Origin of the sequence: Acinetobacter sp. P8-3-8 (genome assembly GCF_000214135.1) — a bacterium.
GTDB lineage: Bacteria > Pseudomonadota > Gammaproteobacteria > Pseudomonadales > Moraxellaceae > Acinetobacter.
Map to the genome: position 1 here is coordinate 1 of NZ_AFIE01000044.1, position 25406 is coordinate 25406.

Sequence of the window (25406 nt, forward strand, 5' to 3'; positions counted from 1 at the left end):
GTATGAATGAGTTGTATTCAATGCAGGGAAGAATGTAGATCCTTAATACTAACGGAAAATTATTTTACTGAATTTTCATGTAAAGACTCATTTAATTGATCAATCACTGTCGTCCATTCACCATCAGAGTGTAGTTTTTCTTCTAAAAAATGACGTTGAGCATCAGTCCAAAAAATTGCTTGTGTTAAAAAAACATCTCCAGCTAGCTGATGGCTCTCTATGAATTTTGCAATTGCTTCTTCAGTAGAAGCTAAACCAAGCTGTTCAAATAATTTGGTCATTCTTGGACGTGTTTGAGTCATGTGCTTAGCCCACAAATTTATATTAGATCAAATTAAACATAACATGTTTATATTTAAACTAAAATATAAAAAATTAAATAGCTACTATTTTCTTAGACAAAATGATTACTACATTTCATAAATCAACCACCTACATAATTTGTTTGTTAAATGATCATTATTTTTCAATAAGATTATTTTAATAGTTAAAGATTTTAAATTTTAAAAATGACAAAAATGTAATTTTGAAGTCATCGCTCTGTTTCTGTCTCTCACTAATAATTGAAATATAAGAGGAGATGATGTGGTCTCATTAAATATAGATTTTATAAAGTCATCTCTAATGAACTAACGAATCAAGAGGAAACGTAAATGAAATTATTTCAAAATAAAATGACTGCTCTACGTAATGTTGTAGTAGCTGCAACGATGATTGTGGCTACTACAACTACGTTCGCTCATGTGAGTTTAGTGAGTGCGATTCCTGCGGAAAATGCATCTATCCTTAGTCAACCAAAGAACTTGACCCTTAACTTTGGTGCAGAGGTTATGTTGATGAATATTAAGTTACTGGATGCTCAGCGAAGAGATGTTCCTTTAAAATATAAAGTTACTCATGACTTAAAGAAATCCTTTGATGTCGCTCTTCCGAAACTGAAAAAAGGTAAATATACCGTTGTCTGGACAACAATGGGGAAAGATGGTCACAACATGAATGGTGAATATAGTTTCACTATCAAATCAACTAAATAAGAATTGATTACCTTTCAACATGTCAGTGAGGTGCTGGCATGTTGTTCTAGAATGGACAAAAATAATGATTTCTGAATATTGGATGTGGGCCACTTGGTTAACTAAGGTTATTTTATATTTAAGTGTAGCTTTTGTCGTTGGTGGAGCCTTTTGCTATTTTTTACTTAGACAATATCTTGAACTAAAAGAATCGATTCTTAAATATATTACAATTGGCGCTGGATTAGGCCTAATTTCCAGTACCTTGGGATTTTTTATTCTGATTGGTAGTTTTGCCAATACTGGTATTACAGGTATGGTGGACCCCACGTATATTAATATATTGGTTAATACTCCGACGGGGTATATATACGTTCTTCGTTCTATTAGTTTTGCTCTTTTACTTCTTCTCATGGTGGTTAAACTTAACAGGAACAAAGGTCATTTTTCTATAATTGAAAGTTCAATATTTTGTATTTTACTTATCCCGATTATTTTTAGTTTTTCCCAGCTCGGACATGTCGCTAATTTAACCTTACTTGCTCAAATTTTATTATCAATCCATATTCTAGTTATGTCGTTATGGATGGGGTCTTTATATCCGTTATGGAAAACCAGCCGGGAAATAAGTGGTTTACCTTTAAAAGATCGCATGCATGTATTTGGACGTATTGCTGCTTTCATTGTTGGGATATTAATCGCCTGTGGCGCTAGTGTAGCTCTTCTCTTAATTAAAGATTTTAATACCTTAATCAATACTGCATATGGCTATGGTTTCATGGTTAAAATGTTTTTTGTTATAAGTATTCTACTTTTAGCTGCCTTCAACAAATGGTATTTCACCCCGCGTCTTCAACATCCTAAATTCGCTAAACACCTTAGTCATGCCATTTTATTTGAGATGTTATTAGGTCTATCAATTCTATTAACAACAGGCTATATAACCACTGTCGTGGGTATTGAATAAGAGAATTTCAAAATAAGGGAATTGAGGAAATTTAACATTACTGCATTTATCTTTTGTAGCTGAGCAATAAAGTTTCTACTGGACTGTCAACTTACGACAATCAGAACAGTAAAATCGCATCATGAGGCATTATACATAAAGGTAGTCACCGGTTTTTAGCTTATCTTCAACCCATAACGGTCTCATCTATTCAGTTCACTACCATTGATTGAAATAACTAATCTTATAAATTTCAGAGTGATCGTAGATGACAAAAATGTCATTTTAAAGTCACATTAATGTTGGTTAAGTACTTTTACTGTAGTCATTAGAACACTCTTCTTTGGAATACTCTGAAGAAAACTGTAAGGTTGTAAACAGACCAAGTTACAGCGAGTAACTGATTCAGAAAAAGGCTGGTTGTATGGTGAAAGTTTAGAGTTACTGTTCTAATGTTTTAAACAAATGTTTTGTTAAAAAGGAGCAACATATGAAATTTCACATCGCTAATATGACTTGTGGTGGTTGTGCACGCGGCATTACTACCGCAATTAAAGAGCTCGACTCGAATGCTTCACTCGATATTGATTTACAAAACCGTATCGTTGAAATCAACACAACAGTGAGTCAGGATAAAGTCATTGCCACTCTCAGTGAGCGTGGATTTACAGCTGATCCTGCTTAATCTCTGTTAGAGTAACAGTGGGAATTCCTTACCACTTTTACTCTCTCTTATTTTCCTCATCGTACAGATAAAATCTGTACTTGCTTGCAATAAAAGTAGCCCCTGAATTCCCCATAATCTTGGTTCGAGCTGATCTTCGCATATAGAACTCAGCATATCTAAATGATAGAGATCGTATATGAGTACCGAAATGACTGATACGCCACACTACAGTGAAACATTAGAGATTGAGGGGATGACATGTGCTTCTTGTGTAGGCCGTGTGGAAAAAGCCTTAAAATCTCTTGAGGGTGTTGAATCGGCTCATGTAAATCTGGCTACCGAAAAAGCAGTCATTTATTCGCATCGTCCCCTTGATCGTTCTAGTTTAATTAAAGTTGTAGAAAAAGCTGGCTACGAAGTGGAAGCGCTGCAACCAATAGAGCTTACGATTGAGGGTATGTCATGTGCTTCTTGTGTAGGTCGAGTAGAAAAAGCCTTAAAATCTGTTGAGGGTGTGGAATCAGCACATGTAAATCTGGCTACTGAAAAAGCGACTATTCAGGCAAGCTCATCTGTCACTCGTGACGGCACTGTTGCAAATAGCCATTGATGATAAGCTAAATAGTTTTTTAGCTAAAGGTTCAGTGTATGAATCCCTTCCATGGTCGGCATTTTCAGGGCGAAATCATTCTTTGGGCTGTACGCTGGTATTGTAAATATGGCATCAGCTATCGTGAACTTCAGGAAATGCTTTCCGAACGTGGTGTGAATGTTAATCACACTACTATTTACCGTTGGGTTCAACGTTATGCTCCTGAAATAGAAAAACGCTTACGCTGGTATTGGCGTAATCCTACACATCTCGGCACATGGCATATTGATGAAACTTATGTAAAAGTGAATGGAAGATGGTCTTATCTGTATCGTGCAGTCGATCAACGTGGCTTTACCATTGATTTTTACCTTTCTTCTAGACGTAATACCAAATCAGCATATTGTTTTCTTGGAAAAATTTTAAATAATGTGAAGAAGTGGCAAATTCCACAAGTGATCAATACGGATAAAGCATCCACATATGGAGGTGCTTTATCACGGTTAAAACGGGAAGGAAAATGTCCACCAGACCTTGAGCACAGGCAGGTTAAGTACAAAAATAACGTGATCGAATGTGATCATGGCAAGCTAAAGCGGATTATCAGGGCCACCTTAGGATTCAAATCTATGAAAACGGCTTATGCCACAATTAAAGGTATTGAAGTCATGCGTGCACTACGTAAAGGACAAGCTTCATCATTTTATTATGGTCAGCCTCAGGGTGAAGTGTATCTGGTGAATAGAGTTTTCGGTCTCTAAGCACTTTTTAAAGGGAACATCATCGACTCAGATCCCTATTTGCAACAGTGCCCTGGTTACAGGGACAAGGTCAGTCAAACAACCTAACCTGTGGTTAGTGGGATATGGTGAATGGACTGGACCTGGTTCAGCAACTTTAGTGGGCGTTTCAAGGACAGCAAAAGCAACAGCTGAAGAAATTACTAAATTTTTAGCTTAAATTTTATGGGGTAGTTATTTATGAGCCTATAAAAATTAGTAGATCATTTATACTCCCCATTTAGAAAAACTTGCAGACCCTTTTAAAATTTGTAATCCTTGTTACTAAGGGTGTCTAGCTAGGCTAAGACAGGTGTTTGTTGTAGTCGGGCCGCTACAATACTGATAAAGAGCGCCTGTATGTTTAATTTCAAGATTTTTAATAAAGTCTCTGCAGAAGTATTGACCATCAAAAATGACCTTCAGCTTAATGCTGAGCTGCAATTAATTAATAAATATAAAACGGCCACTTCTGAAGATTATAAACAGGCTATTGTTTTGATCTTTAAAGAACGTGGCTATACACGTTTGGAAATAGGTCAATTACTTGGGGAGCTAAAAGCTTCATAAAATACCGATTAAACAAAGCTTGGTATAACATCCAGGCTTTATAAAAAAGTACCTAGCTGTTACCCTTGTCCTGATTTTTTACTCTAAAAAGTTCCTCCATCTTATGACGCTTACGCCACCTTAAGTTTATTTACCCTCTTAAATCTGTAAATAACTCATCTCTGTCTAGTGATGTGGTGTAGTCGCTTGTGTGTTGTATATATCACATCACTGGCCTATCTGAAAAATTAAAAAACAGGCTATGTTTATGTTATCTAATGTCCGAGAACAGTGGTTCTCTAACATCCGTGGGGATGTACTTGCCGGATTAGTCGTCGGTCTTGCACTCATCCCTGAAGCCATCGCATTTTCAATTATTGCAGGTGTAGATCCTAAAGTCGGTCTATACGCATCCTTCTGTATTGCTGTCGTGATTTCTTTCGTAGGTGGTCGTCCAGCAATGATTTCAGCTGCTACAGGGGCTATGGCACTGCTTATGGTCACATTGGTCAAAGAGCATGGGCTTGAATATCTGCTGGCAGCAACAATTCTGACAGGCATGATTCAGATATTGGCAGGCTATTTAAAGCTCGCCAAGTTAATGCGGTTCGTATCTAAATCTGTAGTTATTGGATTCGTAAATGCGTTAGCGATCTTAATTTTCATGGCTCAGTTACCAGAACTGATTAATGTGACCTGGCATGTATATGCTCTGGTTGCTTTAGGTCTGGCGATTATTTATCTCTTTCCTTTGGTTCCCAAATTAGGAAAATTACTCCCCTCTCCACTTGTCTGCATCATTGCGATCACATTACTGGCAATCGCTTTAGGAATTGATGTACGGACTGTGGGTGATATGGGGTCTTTACCTGACACACTTCCAATGTTTTTGATTCCAAATATTCCTTTGAATATTGAAACATTGATGATTATTTTGCCTTACTCGGTAGCACTGGCGGCTGTAGGTTTACTTGAATCGATGATGACAGCAACCATCGTGGATGAAATGACAGATACGCCAAGTGATAAATATCAGGAATGTAAGGGACAAGGGATTGCGAATATTGCTTCTGGCTTTATGGGTGGCATGGCCGGTTGTGCCATGATTGGTCAATCTATGATTAACGTAAAATCAGGCGGCCTTACACGCTTATCAACATTCTCTGCGGGTATTTTTCTTCTTATTCTGGTTGTATTTATTAGTGACTGGCTCAAAGTGATTCCAATGGCTGCATTGGTAGCGGTGATGATCATGGTCTCGATCAGTACCTTTGAATGGAGTTCTGTCACTCAGTTAAAAGATAATCCTAAGAGCAGTAATATCGTCATGATTGCGACCGTAATTGTAGTTGTTGCTACGCATAACCTGGCTCTAGGTGTATTAACGGGCGTATTGCTTTCAGCCTTATTCTTGGCGAATAAACTTGAAAATGATATCCAGGTAACAGCATCTTTTGAAGGAACAGCCCGTTTATATGATTTGAGAGGTCAGATCTTCTTTAGTTCTTCTGAAAAATTCATGCAAGGTTTTGACTTTAAAGAGGATGTAAAGGATGTGATTATTGATTTGACCCATTCTCACATTTGGGATGTAACATCAGTCGCCATGCTTGACTCTGTTGTCAGCAAATTCCAGAAAAACGGGCTTAAGGTTACTGTGCGTGGCTTAAATGAAGCCAGCTCTATCATGATTGATAAGTATGGAACACATTCCAGAATCTAAGTGCAGGAGATTCTACATTTATGTAGAATCTCTGGAGTGTTAATCTATTATGTTTTTCATTGGATTTGCTTTGGTCTATTGTGTACTAGCTAAAATCTACTCGAAGATATGGATGTAATATATAGTTTTTCCGACGTCAATAAACTCAACTATTTTGGATGTTAAAATAATCAATTATTTTTTAATACGAAAGGTTTTAAGATGAAATCAAAGAAAATACTCGCTCTTGCATTGGTGATGTCGTGTATAGCTGCTTTATCAGGCTGTAACACAACACCTGATAACAATAGTCAGTATACTAATGCAGTCGAGACTTCTCATAAAAATAGTCACAGTAATATTGCTAACCCCCAAGTTTTGGATATTAAGGGAAGTATTACTGGCTATGATACAAAGGAATATATATTCCATGCACAAGCTAATCAAGTACTAAGAGTAGTAAGACAAAATACATCAGACGATGTGGTATTAAATTTACTGTATCTTGGAAATAACAATAAAACTAGTGAACTCTCTGGTGATTTCCAAGTCCTGCCTTATACAGGGGATTATAAGCTTATCGTAAGCCAAACACGCAATGATGCCCGTAAGCATGCAAGCACCGAAATAAAATTTAATTTGAAAGCCTTTATCACTGACCAGCAGCAACCATCTAACCAGCAAAATTATGTCGTCAACTACAAGTGTGATAGCAACGAAAATCTAAGCGTAACCTACCACTTTAATAACCAAAAAACTAGTGCGACAGTGACTTACGATAATATTTCACAACAGCTAAACTTTGATGATCAATATAGTAAAAAAAATAATCCAGTATTCTCCAATAATAACTACTTACTGAGCGTAGGAACTATTAATGATGGCGTGTTTGGAGACTCAATGGTCTACTCTTTGTTAGATTTAAAAAAATCTAAAGGTGGCTACGCGTTATTGCAAAACTGTCAAAAATTATAAACGGTGGTCTCTATGCTGTTCAAGTTGGTTTTGAGTTTATAAATTAATACCTGTTTTGACTGGATTTAATATTTGAACCCAGTCAAAATTCTGTGTAACTGCTATTTGCTAACAGGAATCTCAATCTCTCACAGAGGTGGATCAGGAAATTTGAACAACACCTATAAGTGATATTTTGCTCCCCGAATGATGTTATAAACATCGATATAAGGAGTATTTTATGGCACGTAGACCAAGAAGAAATCATTCAAATGATTTTAAAGCTAAGGTAGCACTTGCTGCGATTAAAGCAGAAAAAACACTTGCTGAATTGAGTGCTGAATTTGATGTTCATCAAAACCAAATTATTGACTGGAAAAATCAACTGATTTCAGCTTCCTCGCAAGCTTTCGATCAATCAAAAGCTCCAACAGAACCATCCATCGATCTAAAAAAACTACATGCAAAAATCGGTGAGCAGGCATTAGAAATTGATTTTTTAGAAGGTGTGTTGAAGAAACTGGGCCGCTTCAACCACAAAAGTTAATCGACGACTCACTTCAGATTTCAGTATCTAAGCAAGCTAAGCTGCTGAAAGTCTCCCGTGGTTGTTATTACTATCGCCCAAAACCTGCGAGTGAATCAGATCTGAAGCTGATGCGCTGTATGGATGAGTCACATATGCAATACCCTTTTGCAGGTAGCCGTATGATGCGTGATTTATTGAATCGTCAAGGACATCATATAGGACGACGTCATACACGTACTTTAATGAAGAAAATGGGTATTCAGGCGTTATATTGCAAACCAAATCTAAGTCAGGCCAATCAAGCTCACCGTAAATATCCATATCTGCTCAAAGGATTGAATATTAAGAGGAGTAATCAAGTGTGGTCTACGGATATAACGTATATCCCTATGGCAAAAGGCTTTGTTTATTTATGTGCTGTGATTGATTGGCATAGCCGCAAGGTACTTGCGCATAGGGTATCGATTAGTATGGAGGTGGATTTTTGTATTTCGGCTTTAAATGAAGCGATTGAAAAATATGGATCACCTGAAATATTTAATACAGACCAAGGCAGTCAGTTTACCAGTGATGCATTTATTGAAGTGTTGAAATCAAATGACATTCAAATCAGCATGGATGGTAAACTTGCGCAGTATACTGCTCATAGGTTGATAATGTGATGGTTGAACGATTATGGCGGAGCGTTAAATATGAAGAGGTGTATCTCAAAGCTTATAGCAGTGTCACAGATGCGAAAAAGCAATTGAGTGCATATTTTGAATTTTATAATTTGAAACGGCCGCATTCGAGTCTGGACAAAATGACTCCAGATGAGTTTTACTATGACCAGCTACCACAACAAAATAAGGTAGCTTAACTAGAGCAGAATATCACTTATAAATAAGCTTTTAGTTGTTCAAACATGTGGGACCACCTCTATATCTAGGGACTTTAATGCATTGTCCTCTGTGCTTGTCTGATAGATTGCTTTTAGACCAGATGTAAAAGAGGTCTCAAATTCTTTCTGATAATAGATTAACTAATGCTTTTAATTCATCTCGTAATTGATTTAAGTTAGCAAACTCAATGTTCTTGGTAAGCTCTTTAGGAATCTTTTCTGCTTCAGCAGATAAGTCTCGCCCTTTATCTTTTAATGAAATAAGAACTCGTCTTTCATCATTAGGATCACGTGATCGATTAATTAGACCAGATGTCTCCATTCTTTTTAATAGTGGGGTTAATGTTCCACTATCAAGATGTAAAATTTGTCCAAGATCACCCACACTTACACAGTCTTTTTCCCACAAAACCAACATTACTAAATATTGAGGATAAGTAAGTCCGAGAGGTGTAAGAAAAGGGCGATAAGCTTTTACGATTAAATTAGATGCAGCATAAATAGGAAAACATAGTTGCTCATCTAAGCAAAGCTGATTCTTGGACATAACTTTTTATTTGGTATAGACAGTGGTAGACACCTGTATATTACCTCGAATAGCATTTGAATAAGGACATACTTGATGTGTTTGTTCCACTATTTTCTCTGCGTCAGCTTGTGAAATACCTGAAATCGTGACATCTAAGTGTACTGTCAAGGCAAATCCACCATAGCCATTAGCAACCATTCCAACAGTGCTCAGGACTTCTACATCGTTATCACGGATTTTATATTCTTTATTGCTACGAGTTACATGGATCACTGCATTTCCAAAGCATGCAGCATAGCCAGCTGCAAATAATTGCTCAGGATTCGTTGCATCACCTTTACCACCTAATTCTTTTGGTAAAGCCAATTTCAACTCTAGAATACCATCTTCGCTACGAATAGTTCCCGAACGCCCACCAACTGCTTTAACTTGAGTTGAATAGAGATTACTCATGTGTGTTACCTTAACTTAATTTAATTTAATTTAATTTAATTTGTACAAAATATAATTGCACACAATTTAAATTAGATCAAATATTTGTTCACTATTTCTTTCTATTAATTGGACTATCTTCTATATAGATATTAGGATAAAGATTCCGAATCCTTATCTATCTTTAAAATAGAAAACGCCCAATGAAACTCATTAGGCGTTTACTTAAAATAAGTGTCAGCTTATTTTAAGGCTAGAAAATCATCATCTTTTTTCTCAATCTCCTTGAGAAAAAATCAATCTTGCTATTTTAGCTTTTCACACCATCTTGTTCAATTTGTACTGCGGCTTGCCAGCTAGGTAGTTGGCTTAAACCTGCTACATAACGTTGGATATGGGGATAATTTCCACCTTGTCCCATATGATAAACTAAAGCATGTAGCCCAAAGCCCATCATAAAGTCAGCACCGGTTAAACGGTCTGCCACTAGAAATTCTTTATCTTTTAAATATTCATTTAAATGGCCAAATACTTTATCGAACTCAACTTGAGTATAATTTTCTAGAAATACCAACTTCGTGCCCTGCTTGGTTTCTATCGCATTAAACGTTTTTAATAAAAATGGCAGCATGGCAGAGCTTTCTGAGAAATGAATCCACTGTAGATAATCGACATAGGTAGGTTCATCCATATCTGGTCCTAAATGCGGCGCAAGTTTCTGAATTAATAACTCAACGATTGCGCCTGACTCTGCAATAACTTTGCCATCCCATTCCAATACTGGAGATTTCCCTAACGGATGGATGATTTTTAAAGATTCAGGTGCCAAATGCGTGCTTGAGTCACGATAATAGCGTTTCAACTCATAAGGCTGCTTGATTTCTTCAAGTAACCACAAAATGCGAAAAGAACGTGATTGATCTAAATGATGTAGTGTAATCATGATAATTCCTATTTTTTTAAATTTTTACAACCACTTTGCCAAAGTTTTCGCCTTTTAACATACCATTGAAAGCATTGATCGTGTTATCTAAACCTTGCACCATATGCTCTTTATATTTGATTTTTCCGTCTTTCAACCATTCGGACATTTGCTGATTGAATTCTGGATACTGACTGCCATAATCATCAAAAATAATAAAGCCTTGCATGCGAATACGCTTTCTTAAAAGGGTGGAAATAAAGCCCGGTAAACGGTCTGGCCCTTGTGCTTGCTCGGTAGCGTTATACTGGGAAACCACACCACACACCGGTACACGTGCCGTAGAGTTAAGCAATGGCCATACCGCATCAAACACTTTACCCCCTACATTCTCATAATAAATATCAATACCGTTGGGAACTGCTTGTTGTAATTGTTCTGCAAAATTTTCATCATGATGATTGATACAAGCATCGAAGCCGAGTTCTTCTACTGCATAACGACATTTTTCAGGCCCACCTGCGACGCCAACCACGCGACAACCTTTAATTTTGCCAATCTGTCCAACCGTAGCACCAACAGGTCCCGTTGCAGCTGCAACGACTAAAGTTTCACCGGCTTTAGGCTGACCAATGTCCAACAGCCCCATATAAGCAGTAAATCCTGGCATTCCCAAAATACCCAATGCCCAAGATGGATGTTCAGGTTGCATACCTAAGCTTTGACATGCAGTCCCATTAGAAATTGCGTAGCCCTGCCAGCCATTTCCGGAAAGAACCCACTCGCCTTCTTTGAATTTTGGGTTTTTAGAGGCCACCACTTGACTGACTGTTCCACCGACCATCACTTCGCCAATTTCAACCGGTGCTGCATATGAAGGAGCATCACTCATGCGACCACGCATATAAGGGTCGAGTGACAAGTAAATGGTTTTTAACAACATTTCGCCTTGTTTAAGTTGAGAAAGCTCAACTTGCTCAATTCGAAAATCGCTGTGTTTTGGCTCACCGACTGGCCGTTTAGCTAAAACGATGCGTTGGTTATTAATTGTGCTCACCTGTATAACTCCATGTTTTATATAGAAGTATTTCTATTGATAATCAAAACTGTCGATTAAAACGTCTTTACATCCATTGTAGATGAGTTATAATGAAAAGCAATACGACTGGTCTATTTTTTACAATAGAGTACACAATTAATATGAAGCTTACCCCTATTAAGAAGTCTGAAGCTAAGCGCTTACACATTCTTAACACCAGTTCAGACCTAATTTTGCATAAAGGTTTTACCGGTGTAGGATTACAAGAAATTTTACAAAGCTGCGAGATCCCTAAAGGCTCATTTTATCATTACTTCCAATCCAAGGAGTCTTTCGGCTGTGAATTGGTACAGTATTATGTAGATAATTACCAAGTCCGTTTAAATGAAGTATGGAGTAGTGATCAATCCGCTTATCAAAAGCTGATCGGGTATTTTAAATTATGGATTGAAGATCCTGAAACGCAGTGTGGTTGGGCAGATAGCTGTTTAATTGTGAAACTTGCCGCAGAAGTTGCCGACCTATCTGAAGATATGCGCTCCATTATGTCCGCTGGTGTCGATGATGTAATCCAACGGATTGCTGGGTTAATTGTTTTGGGAAAACAAGATCAGTCTATCCAAGCAGACACTGATGCCTCTACGTTGGCACAAGTGATTTACCAAATGTGGTTGGGTGCAGCATTACTGAGTAAGTTGCAAAAAGATAAAACACCATTACATCAAGCCCTGAGAGCGACTGAGTTTCTATTAAAAAGTGCAGAGTCTTAAAAAGATTATATTCAATATCAATTAGATAAGTAAAAAGTTGTGATAGCAGCCAAATGATTACTTATTAATGTGCTGCTATTACATCAACTTAGTATCAATGAGTATAGCGCACAATGAATTCTCCTTCTAAAGCCCTCCTGACTCGTATTTTAGTCGGATATTTAGGCTTATATCCCACACTATTACTGGTACTGACTTTATTAAAGCCAATTACTCAGCATCAAAGTTTCCCGATGATGGTGTTCATTGAAGTCATAGTATTAGTGCCCGTGACGCAACTCATTTCCTTTCCACTGGCGGGTTGGCTCATTACACAGCTAAAAAATCTTAAGAATTTATTTTAAGAAGAAATTGTGCTAGCAACAGCAATCCTAAGTCCTTATTTTGCCAACCACAAAGGTTGGCAAAATAACTCACTTAGTCAATATTAATCTGCGTAAGCTGGGTAATCAATATAGCCTTTTTCCGTCCCACCATACATACTGCTTGCATCTACTGCATTCAATGGCCAGCCATGGGCGAGACGATTGGGTAAATCTGGATTCGCAATAAATGGCCGTCCAAATGCAATTAAATCGGCCAGTCCTGCCTCTAAAATTCGAGTCCCTCTTTCTGCCGTATATCGACCTGCATAAATAATGCGACCACTGAAAGTGTCTCTGACATCTCGACGAAAATCATGAGGAAGTTCTGGTGCATTGTCCCAATCAGCTTCTGCAATCGATAAATAGGCAATCCCAACTTCTTCAAGTATCTTTATGGCCTCAATATAAGTCGCATGTGGATCTTCTTCAACCAACCCCATGTAAACACGATCTTCCTCTGTACTTTCAAATAGCGGGGCAAAACGCACTCCTAAACGATCTGCACCAACCACCTCGGCAACCGCCTGTACCACTTCACGTAAAAAACGCAAACGGTTGTTTAGTGATCCACCATATTCATCTTCACGGTGGTTACTATGTGCAGAGATAAATTGATTCACCAAATAACCATTTGCACAATGAATTTCAACCCCATCAAAACCGGCAGCCAAGGCATTGCGTGCAGCTTGAGCATAGAGTTGTACTAACTCTTTAACTTCTGCATTGCTTAAAGCACGTGGCATGGAGGGATCAGCTAAGGTCCCTGCATTGGGCCCCGTCTCAATAAAGACTTTAACATTGCTATCAGCCGCAATAGCCGAGGGTGCGACCGGTGCTGCATGATTGGGTTGCAAAGATGTATGTGAAACACGCCCAACATGCCAAAGTTGCGCAAAAATAATGCCTCCTTTAGCATGCACTGCTTCGGTCACTTTACGCCATCCAGTAATCTGTTCAGGGCTGTAAATACCAGGAGTCCAAGCATAGCCTTGACCACGTGGCTCGATTTGCGTACCTTCGGTGACCATAAATCCAGCCCCGGTACGCTGTTGATAATAGGTCGCCATCAACTCATTTGGAATATTCCCTGGCTGAGTACTGCGCGACCGCGTTAATGGTGGCAATACAATACGGTTTTGCAAAACATACGGGCCTAAGGTCAGGTTTTGAAAAAATTTGCTGGCTTTCATTTCATTGTTTCCAAGTGATCATGACCATAATTGATCTAAATTTTAAAAAAAATACCCCTCCTTCCTGCAACAGAAAAAATAAAGGGGTAAAAGGGTATTAGAGGCTAGGCTTTGGTTTTACTATCAGTAACATAAATCAGTTTATGATTAATAAATTCTTTGATACCAAGACCGATAAGTTCACGCCCATAACCAGAACGTTTGATTCCTCCAAAGGGAAGATTTGCATTGGAAAAAGCAGGTCGATTAACGAATACCATTCCACTCGAAATACGCTTAGCTACTTCAGCACCATGTTTTGTATCTTCTGTAAAGACCGACCCACCCAGACCAAAAGGCGAATCATTAGCTATATCAATTGCATCTGGTTCATCTTTAGCACGTAAAATCATTGAAACAGGACCAAAAAACTCCCAATAATACGCTGGATTTTCAGGGGTTAGATTAGTCAGGATAGTTGGTTGCACAAAAGCTCCTTGACTCGGCACTCTAGCTCCTACTTCAGTAGCAATAGCACCATGTATAACTGCTTGACGAATTTTCTCACGTACTTCTTCAGCAGCTGCCTGTGAGGATAGAGGTGCCAATGTAGTTTCTACATCAAAAGGATTCCCTGCTTTTAGTTGTGCAACACCTTCTGTATAGAGTGTTAAAAATTCATCATAAATTTCATCTACAACGATTATTCTTTTAGATGAAATACATACTTGACCTGCATTTGAATGACGGCCTTTTACTGCCCATTTTACAGTTTCTTTTAATACCGCATCACGCAGAACCACCAATGCATCTGCGCCTCCTAATTCCAATGTGGATTTTTTTAATGCCTGCCCTGCTTGGGAAGCAACAACAGAGCCTGCACCTTCTGAACCTGTTAACGCGACTCCATGTACGCGTGGATCATTCAAGATAGTCTTAATTTGCTGTCTTGTTGCAAAGATATTACTGAAAGTACCTACAGGAAGACCTGCATCTAACATCAATTTTTCAAAAGCTAAAGCACATTGTGGGACATTGGATGCATGTTTGAGAATCAATGTATTACCAGCTGCTAATTGCGGCGCCAAAATGCGTGCAATTTGATAATAAGGAAAGTTCCAAGGCTCAATAGCCAATATAATACCCAAGGGTTCATGAACTAGTGTTGCTTGCCCTTCATTAGGATCAAATGGTAACTGCTCATCAGCCAGTAAAGACTCTGCATTCTGAACGTAATATTCGAAAATACGTGCAGAAATTTCAACTTCTGCCAATGCTTCACTGGTGATTTTACCCATTTCAAGAGTAAGCAAACCTGCGTATCTATTCGCATCTGCACGCAGGAGATCAGCGGCACGTTGCAAAATCACACAACGCTCAGAAACCGATCGATCTTTCCAAGCCAAGAATGCTTGATGAGCGTTTGTGAGGATTTGTTCTACTTCTGTATCACTTGCAACAGGAAAGGTTTTTAGTACTTCACCGTTATAAGGATTAATAGATGCATAAGCCATATTATTTTCCAGATTTTGTAATCAAAAACATACTCTGATTAATTTTGTTACCACCCTATTAGAGTGCTTCTTCGATACCTTCGATCATAAAAACACGATAAGTCGCCCCTTTCAGACGATGTTGTAATGCTTCTTGGTAGGCAGGACTGTGATACCAGTCTCGCGCTGCCGCCATATCAGGAAAGCGTAGAATGACAGCTCCTTCAATTTCATTGCCTTCGAGCACTTCTAATTGACCATAAAAAGCCAATGCTGTTAACTCACGACCTTCACGAGCAAGTGGGGCTTTCTCTGCATATTGCACCAGTTGCTCAGAATCAGAAGTTTGCTCACGGGTAAATACCACATATGCAGACATTGACTACTCCTTATTTTAACAATTGAAGTAATGCTGTGGCGGTTGCAGCAGAAGAGGCGGGATTTTGTCCAGTAACCAGTAAGCCATCTACTTGGACATGCACTTGCCAATCACCCGCTTTAGAATAATGACCACCATTTTCTTTGAGCATGTCTTCGACCAAAAACGGTACAATTTCGGTCAACCCTACAACGGCCTCCTCAGTATTGGTAAAACCAGTCACAGATTTACCGCTGACTAAAGGCATTCCATTACTCTCTTTCACATGACGAAGAACACCCGGGGCATGACAAACTGCTGCAACTGGTTTTCCAAACTGAATCGCCTGTTCAATCAGAGCAATTGAAATCGGATCTTCTGCTAAATCCCACAATGGACCATGCCCGCCCGGATAAAACACTGCATCATAATCAGCAACAGAAATTTCGCTAAGTTTTTGCGTCTGTGCCAATGCTTGCATTGCAGTTGGATCCGCCTCAAAACGATGTGTGGTTTCAGTTTGTGCATCGGCTAAGTTACTTTTCGGATCGAGTGGTGGCTGCCCACCTTGAGGTGAAGCCAGCGTGACTTCAGCCCCGGAATCAATAAAGGTGTAATACGGTGCAGCAAGTTCTTCTAGCCAGAAACCTGTTTTCTCACCAGTATTGCCTAGTTGTGCATGTGAGGTCAGAACGAGTAAAATTTTCATATTATTTCTCTGATAATTTTTAGGATTGGGGGAGCATCGTTACATGATCACATGCCGTGTGGCGTGACCATGACAGATACGCTTGTTTAGAGGCTCGTCTCGAGAATTTGGCGACTGATCTCTAATGAAACATTTTTATGTTCACCTAACTGGGTCAGATTGTGTGATTCGAGTTGCGTAATGATGATCTCAATATCTGTCGCCCCCAATTGATAATCGCTAAGACGAGTTGGCAGTCCGAGTTGCTCAAAGAAGGTTCGAGTACGGGCAATGGCTGCATCAATACGTTGTTCTTCATCACCTTCGACAATCTGCCAGACACGAGTCGCATATTGTAGTAATTTTTCTCGCTTCTCTTGACGACGCACTTGTAGATTGGACGGCAACACAATGGCCAAGGTACGAGCATGATCAATACCATATAAAGCCGTGAGCTCATGTCCAATCAAATGGGTTGACCAATCTTGTGGTACACCAGCTCCAATTAGCCCATTCAGTGCCATGCTAGCAGCCCACATCAAATTCGCACGCGTGTCATAATCTGCTGAATCTTCCAAGATTTTCGGTCCAATCTCAATCAAAGTTTGCAATAGACCTTCGGCAAAACGATCTTGTACGTGTGCATTCACAGGGTGAGTTAAGTACTGTTCCATGACATGAATAAATGCATCGACCACGCCATTAGCCAACTGGCGCGTCGGCAAGCTAAAAGTTTTATTCGGATCAAGTACGGAAAATTGCGGAAAAACATAGGGACTGCTAAATGACAATTTGGCTTGGGTCGATTTTCGGGTAACTACCCCACCGTTGTTCATTTCTGAACCGGTTGCCGGAAGAGTGAGTACACTGGCAAAAGGCAAAGCTTGGCTAATTTGAGTGCCATGGGTTTCTAAAATTTCCCATGTATCACCTGCATAATTGACTGCTGCTGCAATAAATTTGGTGCCATCAATCACCGAGCCACCGCCGACAGCCATTAAGAAATCAAGCTTTTGTTCACGAATCAGTTCTACTGCTCTCATTAGGGTTTCATAGCTCGGATTCGGTTCGATTCCTCCGAATTCGTGAATTTCTCGTGTACCTAATGCTTCACGCACTTCAGCTAATGTGCCATTTTTACGGGCACTTTCGCCACCATACAGCATTAATACCCGTGCTTCTGCAGGCACATAGTCATTGATTTTGACAATCGTGTCGGCACCAAAAAGAATACGGGTTGGATTATAAAAGTCAAAATTCAGCATATTTTTATCCTCAAAAATCAGTTAATGATTTAAAAAACCACCGTTATTAATCGCGTCAACTATAAAAATTAATCCACACTGCGGTTTTTGCTGTGATCATGCAGCAACTATATACAAAAATAGACCAGTCGTCTATTTATATATAAATTAAAGAAGAAGGCACTGTTGCAAATAGAGATTTGAGTCGATGATGTTCCAATAAAATGGCTAATTAACGAGGTGCTTATTAGCAGTAAGCGATACCCTGAAGAATTCAAAATTGAAGCAGTAAAGCAAGTGACTGAAAAAGGTCATAGTGTGGCTGAAGTTGCCGCACGTTTAGGTACAACCACGCATAGTCTTTATGTCTGGATTAAACGTTATGATCCTCAACAGCCTAAAATCATAGAATCTGGTGATCCACTTGCAGAATTGGCAAAGCTAAAAATGTGTGAGAGTAAAAAATTATCATACTGGTTTACTCTCAACCCTTTGATTTTACGTAGTAAGACCTAAGCTAAAAAAATAAAGACTCATACTGAAGCAATCCAACATGACCTACTAAATTTTTTAGAGTAATAAAGTTTCATACTTATATGAAGCTTTAGGCTCAATGAGTTAATTTCATCTTATAAGTCTTATAAAAACTAAATAAACAAAAGATTACTTTGTAAGGGCTTTGTTGCACAAACCTATCTGTAAAGGCTTTTTCAGCGATATAATTTTCAAATGAAGAAGCCTGCACACAAAATCTACCGCACAACCAATTGGCCCGCATATAACCGAGCACTTATGAGTCGCGGAAATATTGCCATTTGGTTTGATCCTGCTACGCAATGGTATGCGCCATCAAAAGGCAAACAAGGGCGAAATCAAACCTACTCCGACGCAGCCATCCAATGCTGCTTAATGATTAAATCCTTATTCCGTCTGTCTTTACGTATGGTTACTGGCTTTGTGCAAAGTCTGATTAAACTTTGCGGATTAAATTGGACCGCACCAGATTACACCACGCTTTGTAGAAGACAAAAGCATATTGATATTGCAATCAGCTACCAAAAAAGTAGCGATGGGCTGCATCTACTCATGGACTCTACAGGCATGAAGTTTCTAGGTGAGGGCGAATGGAAGCGCAAGAAACATGGACCTGAATATCGTCGCCAATGGCGTAAACTTCATATTGGTATAGATGCTAAAACCCGACAAATACGAGCAGTTCAGCTTACAACCAATAATGTCAGTGATTCACAGGTGCTTGGTGATTTACTTAATCAGATTCCACAAGATGAGCAGATTGACTCTGTTTATACCGATGGAGCTTATGACACCAAGCAATGCCGTCAGGTCATTGCAGATCGGCAAGGGCATGCGGTGATTCCACCTAGAAAAAATGCGAAACCATGGAAAGATACAAAGAGTAGCTCGCTAGAGCGAAATGAATTACTTCGAACAGTTAAGCGTTTAGGCAGGACACTATGGAAAAAATGGTCAGGCTATCATCGGCGAAGTTTGGTTGAAACTAAGATGCATTGCATCAAATTATTAGGAGATAAACTCAGTGCAAGGAGTTTTGATAGCCAAGTGAATGAGATCCATGCACGTGTAGCAGTTCTTAACAGATTTACGGAATTAGGTCGACCACTTACCCAAGTTACGCCTTAAATTTGGCTCAATTAGGGGCGCTTTGCATTTCAAATCTTTGTGCAACAAAGCCGGTGGAACGTGAAATCCCTGAAATTTACAACGGTCTACTTGATCCCAAAGTGGGTTTAAAAGCTTTAGAAACAGTGTTCCACTAAGTTTTTAATATATAGCGATAAGAGCACCTTTATGTCGCCACTATTACATAGTTTAATTTAAGCAACGTTTGGATACATGAGTGTGGCAGGGATGCCACACGTTATCCATCATAATAGGGATGTTATGTATGGGTAACAAAGGCTTTTGCTTACTTTTGGCTTATCAAAAGTAAGGGTATTGCCTACACAAACACCTTTTATACTTTATTGAAAGTTGAGGCCGTGTACGCACCTAATTTTAAATTGGATAAAAAGAAAAATTAGATAAAACTTTATACGTCATTATTGGCGACGATATTCAGCTCCATGTTTCTTGCGTTTCCATTCGCCCTCACCTAGAAACTTCATCCCTGTAGAGTCTACGAGTAGATGCAGCCCATCGCTACTTTTTTGGTAGCTGATTGCAATATCAATATGCTTTTGTCTTCTACAAAGCGTACTGTAATCTGGTGCGGTCCAATTTAATCCGCAAAGTTTAATCAGACTTTGCACAAAGCCAGTGACCATACGTAAAGATAGACGGAATAAGGATTTAATCATTAAGCAGCATTGGATAGCTGCGTCGGAGTAGGTTTGATTTCGCCCTTGTTTGCCTTTTGATGGAGCATACCATTGCGTAGCAGGATCAAACCAAATGGCAATATTTCCGCGACTCATGAGTGCTCGGTTATATGCGGACCAATTGGTTGTGCGGTAGATTTTGTGTGTAGGCTTCTTCATTTGAAAATTATATCGCTGAAAAAGCCTGTACAGATAGGTTTGTGCAACAAAGCCCACCAGAGCGGCTTTTTATTGATTATTCATGTTCCACGCTTAAAATTCGAACAGTGTTTCATGATTTTTATAAGTTAAACTAAATTTAGTTGCTAATCCCAATAAGCTATTCACTAACTTGTAAATATCGGTATACCGCCTGACGACTAATCCCAAAAGCTTTCCCTAATGCCATTTTCGATGGATACTTCCCCTCCTTCCATGCTTGTCGTAAAGCTTCAGCTTGGTCAGGCTTTAGTTTATGCACCCGACCTTTGTACTTCCCCTGAGCAGAGGCGAGTTTTATTCCTTCCTTTTGCCGCTCTAAAATGATCTCACGTTCGAACTGTGCAAAAGCACCCATCATTTGAAGCATCAAATTATCCATCGGGGTGGATTCGGCTGTAAAAGTAATATTTTCTTTTACAAACTGGATGGCGATCCCTCGTTTGACCAGTTTATCTACTTCAGTGACCAAATCTTTTAGGCTTCGCGCAAAACGATCCATTGAATGTACAATCACCCTGTCCCCTTCCCGGACATAGTTCAACATTTCCTGAAATTTAGGTCGGTCAGTATTTTTACCTGAAGCACGGTCAACAAAAATCCGGTCGACCTCAATTCCTTCAAGTTGACGTCCAGTGTTTTGCTCGACAGAACTTACCCGGACATACCCTACTTTTTGGCCTTTCACTTTTTCACGCCCCAATTGGATAAAAATGAACAATTTCGTAAATTATAATTCTTTAACACTAAAGTTACATGTTACTTATGATTAAAAATCATTTAAATGATACATAATTTCATGAACTTTCAGATTGTAACTTTAGGGTATGCTCTAAATATACATATTTAAATAACGAGTTTTTTCTCACTCATAAGAATTTGCAAGAATATATATACATTTATTGACATTAAGTAATTTAAATAAAATCAATATATGTATTTGCATATATGTGGAAATACGTATATAAATATATCTGAGTTTCTAATAGCAGAGTCAGTCAAAATGTTCTCGACCATAAAGATTTATCACAATCCTGAGTGTGGTACATCAAGGAATACCTTAGCTTTAATTCAAAATGCAGGAATTGAACCAATCGTTATTGAATATCTAATTACCCCACCTTCGAAAGCAGAATTAATTGAACTTATTCGTAGTGCTGGTTTAAGTGTTAGAGAAGCAATTCGTAAAAATGTACCTCCATATTCTGATTTAGAAATTGTTCGGGAAGATTGGTCTGATGAACAGCTTTTAAATTTTATGCTTCAACATCCTATTTTGATTAACCGCCCATTCGTTGTTACGGATTTAGGTACACGTTTGTGTCGTCCTTCTGAAGTTGTTTTGGATATTCTCCCGTTTCCTCAGAAAGGCGCATTTAGCAAAGAAGATGGTGAAAAAATTATTGATGAAAATGGCCTAAGAATTAAATAGCACTTTCTCATCTCTTGAATGGAAAGAATGTGAAGGAGACTTATATGGATCAAGTTAATTTTTTAAATGCTTATCAGATGAAACACGTCTCAATATAGTGACATTAATTGTTGAAAATAAAGAACTATGTGTATGTGATTTGACTGAAAAACTACAACTCAGTCAACCTAAAATTTCAAGACATTTAGCCCTTTTACGTGCTTCAGGGCTACTTCAAGATCGCAGACAAGGCCAATGGGTTTACTACAGTATCAATCCAAAATTGGCCAACTGGTGTTATGAAATTTTAGATATTTTGAAGACGGTTCAATCTCAATCAAAGCTGGATGATCAACACCCCCTTTCTGTAAATAGTTATTGTGAGTAATTCAATGAAATTTTTATTTTTATGTACTGGAAATAGCTGCCGTAGCATTTTGTCTGAAGTTTTGTTTAATAGCCGAGCACCAGAAGGTTGGAAAGCCTATAGCGCTGGGAGTAAGCCTTCAGGTCAAGTTCACCCGCTAACTTTAGAAACCCTTGAAAACTTAGGGTTATCTACTGAAGGTTTATGGAGTAAAACGATTGATGACTGTGAACAGTACCAACCTGATGTTGTGATCACGGTATGTGACTCTGCTGCTCAAGAAGCCTGTCCACTTTATTTGGGTGGAGCAATCAAGGCACATTGGGGCCTAGCTGATCCTTCACACCTGGAAGTAAATAAAGAAGAAAAAATGAAAGCTTTTATGACCACTGTTGAACATATCAACCGTCGTTTAGATGCTTTATTTGCCCTAGATGTAAATAAACTTTCTCGTCCTGAACTCATTGCTGAAATCAATAAAAATTTCGAATGTTGAGTAAGAGATATGTCTGAAAAACGCTTATCCTTTTTAGATCGTAACCTGACGCTATGGATTTTTATTGCCATGGCTCTAGGTATTGCAATCGGAAACTTCTTTCCGCAAGCTTCTGTCGCACTCGATCAATTAAGTATCAACTCTGTGAATATTCCAATTGCAGTTGGTCTTATTCTGATGATGTATCCCCCCCTGGCAAAAGTGAACTATGCGACGTTGCCACAAGTATTTAAAGATAAAAAAACACTAACTTTATCTTTAATACAAAACTGGCTAATTGCCCCAGTACTGATGTTTGCTCTGGCTATTATATTTTTACATAGCTATCCCGAATATATGACTGGTGTCATCCTAATTGGTCTAGCTCGATGTATTGCCATGGTATTGGTTTGGAATGGCCTAGCTTGTGGTGATAATCAATATGTTGCAGCCTTAGTTGCCTTTAACAGTATCTTCCAGATTTTATTCTTCAGTACCTATGCCTGGTTATTCCTGACCTTCCTGCCACCTTATTTCGGTGTTGCTTCACAGGTCATTAATGTTGATTTCTGGACCATCACCCATGCTGTTCTGGTTTATCTTGGTATTCCATTTCTGTTGGGTTTCTTAACGCGTTGGATTCTGGTGAAACAAAAAGGGGTAGAGTGGTATGAAACTCAGTTTATTCCGAAAATCAGCCCGCTGAGTTTAATGGCTTTACTGTTCACGATTCTGGCCATGTTTAGCCTAAAAGGTGGTGATGTCGTGAGTCTTCCACTGGAAGTTTTACGAATCGCGGTTCCTTTAACCATTTACTTCGTTTTGATGTTCTTTATCAGCTTCTTCATGAGTAAATGGATGGGCAATGACTATCCTAAGACCACAGCAATCGCATTTACTGCAGCCGGGAATAATTTTGAATTATCACTGGCAGTCGCAATTGCCACTTTTGGTATCGCTTCACCTGTTGCTTTTACCACGATTATTGGTCCATTGGTCGAAGTTCCGGTGTTGATTGCCTTGGTGAGTGTTTCGCTCTGGCTGAGAAAAAAAGTTTTTAAAGAGGCCTAATTCTATGAATCTCCCAAACGTAGATCTTAATCTTCTTGAGCAACCGACTTTTGAAAAAGTTCAGGCAAAAGAACTTGCTCATCCCCCTCGCATTTTGCTCCTTTACGGCTCGAATCGAGAACGCTCTTACAGTCGCCTTGCCGTTCTTGAAGCCGGTCGAATCCTGGAGCATTTTGGGGCGGAAGTAAAAATCTTTCATCCTAAAGGGCTTCCTTTACCTGAAGATGCGGATACTGAGCATCCAAAAGTAAAAGAGTTGCATGAACTTTTAGCATGGTCAGAAGGCATGGTCTGGTGTTCACCTGAACGCCATGGTTCTATGAGTTCAATTTTTAAATCACAAATAGACTGGATTCCACTGGCAGGGGGTGCAATCCGTGCCACCCAAGGTAAAACTCTTGCCTTGATGCAAGTCAGTGGCGGATCACAGTCATTTAACAGCCTGAACCAGATGCGTATTTTGGGTCGTTGGATGCGGATGATCACCATTCCAAATCAGTCCTCAGTTCCAAAAGCATTCTTGGAATTCGAAGAAGATGGACGAATGAAACCTTCAGCTTTCTATGACCGGATTGTGGATGTGATGGAAGAGTTATTTAAGTTCACCCTACTGACCCGTGGTCAAAGCAAATACCTGACAGATCGTTATTCTGAACGTAAGGAATCGGCTGAAGAATTATCTAAACGTGTGAATCAGCGTAGTTTGTAAACGCTAGGTGATATTAAATGCAAAAGAGACATTCTAAATTAATTATTCTAGGTTCAGGCCCTGCGGGTTATAGCGCAGCTGTATATGCTGCACGTGCCAACTTAAAGCCAACGCTGATTGCCGGTTTACAGCTAGGTGGTCAGTTGACCACAACAACCGAAGTCGACAATTGGCCGGGTGACCCTGAAGGTCTAACTGGTCCTGCACTCATGGAACGTATGCAAGCGCATGCTGAACGCTTTGGTACTGACATTGTCTATGACCATATCAACGAAGTTGATTTAAGCGTTCGTCCATTCGTTCTAAAAGGTGATATGGAAGAGTTCACTTGTGATGCCCTGATTATTGCAACAGGTGCAACGGCTCAGTACTTAGGTCTTGAATCTGAAGCTGCATTTATGGGTCAAGGCGTAAGTGCCTGTGCAACCTGTGATGGTTTCTTCTACAAAAACCAAAAAGTTATGGTTGTCGGTGGTGGTAATACTGCGGTTGAAGAAGCCCTTTATCTATCCAACATTGCTTCACACGTGACTCTAGTTCACCGTCGTGACTCTTTGCGTTCAGAGAAAATTCTTCAAGATCATCTGTTCGAGAAAGAGAAAGAAGGTAAAATCAGCATCACTTGGAATCATCAAGTGGACGAAGTTCTTGGTGACAGAACGTCAGGTGTAACTGCAGTTCGCCTGCAATCTACCCAAGATGGCTCTAAACAAGATGTAGAAGTTACTGGCTTATTTGTTGCCATTGGTCATAAACCGAATAGCGGCATGTTTGAAGGTCAGTTGAACCTTCGTGATGGTTATATTCAGGTTCAAAGCGGTACGGCAGGTAATGCGACTGCTGCATCTGTTCCGGGTGTATTTGCTGCGGGTGATATTGCTGACAGCGTTTACCGTCAAGCGATTACTTCGGCAGGTTCAGGCTGTATGGCTGCACTTGATGCTGAAAAATATCTTGATAATCTGAATTGATGAGTAGGTTGTCATAATTGAAAAAGTGAATAAATGTAAAAACCCAGTCTTCATGATTGGGTTTTTGCACTAAAGAAATCAGATATAAAAAACAAAAGGGGAAAAGGCGTTGAACCAGAAACAGACGGAAACAGATGTCATCATTATAGGTGGTGGACAGGCTGCTTTATCTACTGCTTATTTTTTAAAGCGCAAGAAAATCCCATTCATTATATTGGATGAGC

26 protein-coding genes and 7 pseudogenes are annotated in these 25406 nt (G+C 39.1%); 21 read left to right on the forward strand and 12 right to left on the reverse strand.

The window, feature by feature from the left end:
* Positions 1 to 59: 59 nt before the first annotated feature.
* The gene (locus GGG_RS0114805) at positions 60 to 302 is read right to left on the reverse strand and encodes a DUF2789 family protein (RefSeq protein ID WP_004281876.1); all 243 of its coding nucleotides are present in this window, start codon (positions 300 to 302) and stop codon (positions 60 to 62) included.
* A gap of 351 nt (positions 303 to 653) precedes the next feature.
* Between GGG_RS0114805 and GGG_RS0114810 the strand changes: the two genes are divergently transcribed.
* The 10 genes and pseudogenes from GGG_RS0114810 (at position 654) to GGG_RS20720 (ending at position 8590) form a co-directional block, all read left to right on the forward strand.
* A complete protein-coding gene (locus GGG_RS0114810; RefSeq protein ID WP_004681441.1) occupies positions 654 to 1034 on the forward strand; it encodes a copper resistance protein CopC in 381 nt (126 codons plus the stop codon).
* 64 nt (positions 1035 to 1098) lie between these two features.
* Positions 1099 to 1980 carry a copper resistance D family protein gene (locus tag GGG_RS0114815; protein ID WP_004733231.1) on the forward strand — a complete coding sequence of 294 codons (882 nt, stop codon included), beginning with the start codon at positions 1099 to 1101 and terminating at the stop codon, positions 1978 to 1980.
* A gap of 469 nt (positions 1981 to 2449) precedes the next feature.
* Positions 2450 to 2644, forward strand: a complete 195-nt coding sequence (locus tag GGG_RS0114820) for a heavy-metal-associated domain-containing protein (RefSeq protein WP_004733233.1) — start codon at positions 2450 to 2452, stop codon at positions 2642 to 2644.
* A 178-nt stretch (positions 2645 to 2822) separates the two neighbouring features.
* Positions 2823 to 3203, forward strand: a pseudogene (locus GGG_RS0114825) (copper ion binding protein); the annotation flags it as partial.
* Positions 3204 to 3274: 71 nt separating this feature from the next.
* Positions 3275 to 3979: an IS6 family transposase gene (locus tag GGG_RS0114830; RefSeq protein ID WP_010116189.1), complete on the forward strand. Its 705-nt coding sequence runs from the start codon at positions 3275 to 3277 to the stop codon at positions 3977 to 3979.
* A gap of 43 nt (positions 3980 to 4022) precedes the next feature.
* Positions 4023 to 4178 (forward strand): annotated as a pseudogene (locus GGG_RS21395) (pyridine nucleotide-disulfide oxidoreductase); the annotation flags it as partial.
* A gap of 179 nt (positions 4179 to 4357) precedes the next feature.
* Complete coding sequence (locus tag GGG_RS0114840; RefSeq protein ID WP_010116191.1) at positions 4358 to 4567, forward strand: hypothetical protein; 210 nt, start codon at positions 4358 to 4360, stop codon at positions 4565 to 4567.
* A gap of 247 nt (positions 4568 to 4814) precedes the next feature.
* Positions 4815 to 6269: a SulP family inorganic anion transporter gene (locus GGG_RS0114845; RefSeq protein ID WP_010116193.1), complete on the forward strand. Its 1455-nt coding sequence runs from the start codon at positions 4815 to 4817 to the stop codon at positions 6267 to 6269.
* Positions 6270 to 6470: 201 nt separating this feature from the next.
* Entirely contained in the window at positions 6471 to 7223 is a 753-nt protein-coding gene (locus tag GGG_RS0114850) for a hypothetical protein (RefSeq protein ID WP_010116195.1), read from the forward strand.
* A gap of 220 nt (positions 7224 to 7443) precedes the next feature.
* Positions 7444 to 8590, forward strand: a pseudogene (locus GGG_RS20720) (IS3 family transposase).
* A gap of 136 nt (positions 8591 to 8726) precedes the next feature.
* Here GGG_RS20720 and GGG_RS0114865 read toward each other — a convergent pair.
* The 4 genes from GGG_RS0114865 to GGG_RS0114880 all read right to left on the reverse strand — a co-directional run bounded on the left by GGG_RS0114865 (position 8727) and on the right by GGG_RS0114880 (position 11551).
* Positions 8727 to 9158, reverse strand: coding sequence for a MarR family winged helix-turn-helix transcriptional regulator (locus tag GGG_RS0114865; protein ID WP_005401805.1), 432 nt, complete (start codon positions 9156 to 9158; stop codon positions 8727 to 8729).
* 6 nt (positions 9159 to 9164) lie between these two features.
* On the reverse strand, positions 9165 to 9593 hold the full coding sequence (locus GGG_RS0114870) for an organic hydroperoxide resistance protein (RefSeq protein ID WP_010116199.1): 429 nt from the start codon (positions 9591 to 9593) through the stop codon (positions 9165 to 9167).
* 289 nt (positions 9594 to 9882) lie between these two features.
* Positions 9883 to 10515: a glutathione S-transferase family protein gene (locus tag GGG_RS0114875; RefSeq protein ID WP_010116200.1), complete on the reverse strand. Its 633-nt coding sequence runs from the start codon at positions 10513 to 10515 to the stop codon at positions 9883 to 9885.
* A gap of 16 nt (positions 10516 to 10531) precedes the next feature.
* Complete coding sequence (locus GGG_RS0114880) at positions 10532 to 11551, reverse strand: NADP-dependent oxidoreductase (RefSeq protein ID WP_010116201.1); 1020 nt, start codon at positions 11549 to 11551, stop codon at positions 10532 to 10534.
* A gap of 143 nt (positions 11552 to 11694) precedes the next feature.
* Here GGG_RS0114880 and GGG_RS0114885 point away from each other — a divergent pair, with 143 nt between their 5' ends.
* Together GGG_RS0114885 and GGG_RS0114890 are read left to right on the forward strand one after the other, a co-directional pair.
* Complete coding sequence (locus GGG_RS0114885) at positions 11695 to 12303, forward strand: TetR/AcrR family transcriptional regulator (protein ID WP_010116202.1); 609 nt, start codon at positions 11695 to 11697, stop codon at positions 12301 to 12303.
* Positions 12304 to 12416: 113 nt separating this feature from the next.
* A complete protein-coding gene (locus tag GGG_RS0114890; protein ID WP_029574618.1) occupies positions 12417 to 12647 on the forward strand; it encodes a hypothetical protein in 231 nt (76 codons plus the stop codon).
* Positions 12648 to 12730: 83 nt separating this feature from the next.
* Here the strand turns inward: GGG_RS0114890 and GGG_RS0114895 are convergent, their stop codons facing one another.
* The 5 genes from GGG_RS0114895 to GGG_RS0114915 form a co-directional block, all read right to left on the reverse strand.
* A complete protein-coding gene (locus tag GGG_RS0114895; protein WP_010116204.1) occupies positions 12731 to 13858 on the reverse strand; it encodes an alkene reductase in 1128 nt (375 codons plus the stop codon).
* Between the two features lie 104 nt (positions 13859 to 13962).
* Positions 13963 to 15351, reverse strand: coding sequence for an NAD-dependent succinate-semialdehyde dehydrogenase (locus GGG_RS0114900; RefSeq protein WP_010116205.1), 1389 nt, complete (start codon positions 15349 to 15351; stop codon positions 13963 to 13965).
* A 58-nt stretch (positions 15352 to 15409) separates the two neighbouring features.
* The gene (locus tag GGG_RS0114905; protein ID WP_010116206.1) at positions 15410 to 15709 is read right to left on the reverse strand and encodes a DUF1330 domain-containing protein; all 300 of its coding nucleotides are present in this window, start codon (positions 15707 to 15709) and stop codon (positions 15410 to 15412) included.
* A gap of 10 nt (positions 15710 to 15719) precedes the next feature.
* Positions 15720 to 16397: a type 1 glutamine amidotransferase domain-containing protein gene (locus tag GGG_RS0114910; RefSeq protein WP_010116208.1), complete on the reverse strand. Its 678-nt coding sequence runs from the start codon at positions 16395 to 16397 to the stop codon at positions 15720 to 15722.
* A gap of 86 nt (positions 16398 to 16483) precedes the next feature.
* On the reverse strand, positions 16484 to 17641 hold the full coding sequence (locus GGG_RS0114915; RefSeq protein ID WP_010116209.1) for an iron-containing alcohol dehydrogenase: 1158 nt from the start codon (positions 17639 to 17641) through the stop codon (positions 16484 to 16486).
* 225 nt (positions 17642 to 17866) lie between these two features.
* Between GGG_RS0114915 and GGG_RS19855 the strand changes: the two are divergent.
* Both GGG_RS19855 and GGG_RS0114925 read left to right on the forward strand, forming a co-directional pair.
* Positions 17867 to 18010: pseudogene (locus GGG_RS19855) on the forward strand (transposase); the annotation flags it as partial.
* 339 nt (positions 18011 to 18349) lie between these two features.
* On the forward strand, positions 18350 to 19282 hold the full coding sequence (locus GGG_RS0114925; protein WP_010116211.1) for an IS5 family transposase: 933 nt from the start codon (positions 18350 to 18352) through the stop codon (positions 19280 to 19282).
* Positions 19283 to 19704: 422 nt separating this feature from the next.
* Here GGG_RS0114925 and GGG_RS19860 read toward each other — a convergent pair.
* Positions 19705 to 20139 (reverse strand): annotated as a pseudogene (locus GGG_RS19860) (IS5-like element IS17 family transposase); the annotation flags it as partial.
* 160 nt (positions 20140 to 20299) lie between these two features.
* On the reverse strand, positions 20300 to 20866 hold the full coding sequence (locus tag GGG_RS0114935) for a recombinase family protein (RefSeq protein WP_000678311.1): 567 nt from the start codon (positions 20864 to 20866) through the stop codon (positions 20300 to 20302).
* A 315-nt stretch (positions 20867 to 21181) separates the two neighbouring features.
* Between GGG_RS0114935 and arsC the strand changes: the two genes are divergently transcribed.
* The 7 genes and pseudogenes from arsC to GGG_RS20725 all read left to right on the forward strand — a co-directional run.
* Positions 21182 to 21610, forward strand: coding sequence for an arsenate reductase (glutaredoxin) (gene arsC / locus GGG_RS0114940; protein ID WP_004644743.1), 429 nt, complete (start codon positions 21182 to 21184; stop codon positions 21608 to 21610).
* 58 nt (positions 21611 to 21668) lie between these two features.
* Positions 21669 to 21977 (forward strand): annotated as a pseudogene (locus GGG_RS19865) (metalloregulator ArsR/SmtB family transcription factor); the annotation flags it as partial.
* Positions 21978 to 21981: 4 nt separating this feature from the next.
* Positions 21982 to 22452, forward strand: a complete 471-nt coding sequence (locus GGG_RS0114950) for an arsenate reductase ArsC (protein ID WP_010116222.1) — start codon at positions 21982 to 21984, stop codon at positions 22450 to 22452.
* Positions 22453 to 22461: 9 nt separating this feature from the next.
* A complete protein-coding gene (gene arsB, locus GGG_RS0114955) occupies positions 22462 to 23502 on the forward strand; it encodes an ACR3 family arsenite efflux transporter (RefSeq protein WP_010116223.1) in 1041 nt (346 codons plus the stop codon).
* Positions 23503 to 23506: 4 nt separating this feature from the next.
* Positions 23507 to 24211 carry an arsenical resistance protein ArsH gene (gene arsH, locus GGG_RS0114960; protein WP_005253621.1) on the forward strand — a complete coding sequence of 235 codons (705 nt, stop codon included), beginning with the start codon at positions 23507 to 23509 and terminating at the stop codon, positions 24209 to 24211.
* A gap of 17 nt (positions 24212 to 24228) precedes the next feature.
* Entirely contained in the window at positions 24229 to 25182 is a 954-nt protein-coding gene (gene trxB, locus GGG_RS0114965; RefSeq protein WP_005021621.1) for a thioredoxin-disulfide reductase, read from the forward strand.
* A gap of 109 nt (positions 25183 to 25291) precedes the next feature.
* A pseudogene (locus tag GGG_RS20725) lies at positions 25292 to 25406 on the forward strand (pyridine nucleotide-disulfide oxidoreductase); the annotation flags it as partial.